The following is a 1,645-nucleotide window of genomic DNA, read 5'->3' as shown; positions in this document are numbered from 1 at the left end:
CGCAGCGGCGGAATGACGATCGGGAACACGTTGAGCCGGTAGAACAGGTCCTCGCGGAATCGGCCGGCCTCGACCTCGTCGCGCAGGTCGCGGTTGGACGCCGCGACCAGTCGCACGTCGACCTTGCGCACGCGCACGTCGCCCACGCGCTCGATCTCGCGCTCCTGCAGCACGCGCAGCAGCTTGCCCTGCGCCGGCAGCGGCAGGCTGCTTATCTCGTCGAGGAACAGCGTGCCGCCGTGGGCCCGCTCGAAGCGTCCGGGCCGCGAATGGTCGGCTCCGGTGAAGGCACCTTTCTCGACACCGAACAGCTCGGATTCCACCAGATCGGGCGGAATCGCCGCGCAGTTGATCGACACCATCGGCTGCTCGTGCCGGCGGCTGACCGAATGCAGCGCCCGTGCGAAACGCTCCTTGCCGACGCCGCTCTCGCCGCGGAACAGCACGGTGGAGTCGGTCACACCGACACGGCGGACCAGGTTGGCCACCGCGTTGAAGCCGGCCGAGGTGCCGACGAAGTCGTCGAACTCGCCCGGGACGCAGACCTTGGCCGGCGCACTGCGGGTCGGCCGGGCCTTCGGTGGCGTGCGCACGAAGGACTCGATCTTCAGGAAGTTGGTCTCGTGCTCGCTCAGGTCGTCCCAGGCGGCGAGCGGGCGACCGACCACGCGGCAGCGCTCGTGGCCCATCGCCACGCACTCGATCTCGCGCCACAGCACCGGTTGCCCGAGGATGGCGGTGCAGCAGCCGCTCGCATAGCCCACCATCATCCAGCAGGCCGGTTCGCCGAACACGCCGCAGTGCTTGAGGTGGGCTTCGGCCTCCCAGGAGGAGGTCCAGTAGTAGTCGCCCCAGAACTCGCCGCCTTCGAGGTCGAACTGCATCGCGTCGATCGGCTGGTTGCGCACGAAGCCTTCGATCTCGCGCAGGCGCGGGCCGAGCTCGAGCATGCGGTCACGGTCCGTGCCGCACAGGGCGCGCAGGCGCTGGCCGTCCTCGAAGCCCTGCTGGTAGCCGAGCCGCGTGAACAGCTCGCGCGCCTTGCCGGTGCCCAGCTGTTCGATGAGCTCGCGCCGCAGCTCGGCGAACGACGACGCGTGCATCAGCAGCATGCGCTGCTCGAACAGCACGATGTGGCCGGCGTCGGGCGAGAAACGCAGGTGCTCGGTGAGCGTACGGTCGTCCGGTCCGTCGGCGCGGACCGTCGCCGATGGCGCCGCGTGGGTGGTGGGGGGCATGCTGTCTCCTCGGTCCGGTCGGGGCCGGCCTGTTCGTCAAAAGCGGCAATCCGCATTTTCTCGTTGTCGCAAATGATGAATCTGCGACCCCGGTCCGGAACCTCGGGTTTCCACGAGTTCGTCAAAAAACCGCAAGCGAATCAAGGACTTGAGAGCCCGTGCTGGCATGGCACCGCGCTTGCAATTCTTCGTGTCCTGAACCGGCCGCAAGTGTCGGGCCGAGCATGGAGACCCGCAGTGACGAACGATGGATGGTTGGAGGTGACGGTGGCCGGACGCGAGACGGCGGCCGAGGGCGTGGCGAGCTTCGTGCTGCGGCGCGCCGACGGGGGGCCGCTGCCGACCTTCGACGCCGGGGCGCACATCGACGTGGAACTGCCCAACGGCATGGTGCGGCAGTACTCGCT

Annotated in this window: 1 protein-coding gene and 1 pseudogene; one reads left to right on the top strand and one right to left on the bottom strand. The window is 68.6% G+C overall.

What is annotated here, in order from left to right; translation table 11 throughout:
- Nucleotides 1-1,238, bottom strand: a 1,238-nt coding sequence (locus x551_RS21910; RefSeq protein WP_051512285.1) for a sigma 54-interacting transcriptional regulator, incomplete at its 3' end; no start/stop codon positions are given.
- A gap of 255 nt (nt 1,239-1,493) precedes the next feature.
- On the opposite strand from x551_RS21910, the pseudogene x551_RS27835 reads away from it, so the two are divergent.
- Nucleotides 1,494-1,645 (top strand): annotated as a pseudogene (locus x551_RS27835) (oxidoreductase); the annotation flags it as partial.

This window comes from Methylibium sp. T29 (assembly GCF_000576205.1).
Taxonomy (GTDB): Bacteria; Pseudomonadota; Gammaproteobacteria; order Burkholderiales; family Burkholderiaceae_C; genus Methylibium; species Methylibium petroleiphilum.
The sequence above is the reverse complement of the archived record's forward strand: the minus strand, read 5'-3'. Positions and strand labels throughout refer to the sequence as shown.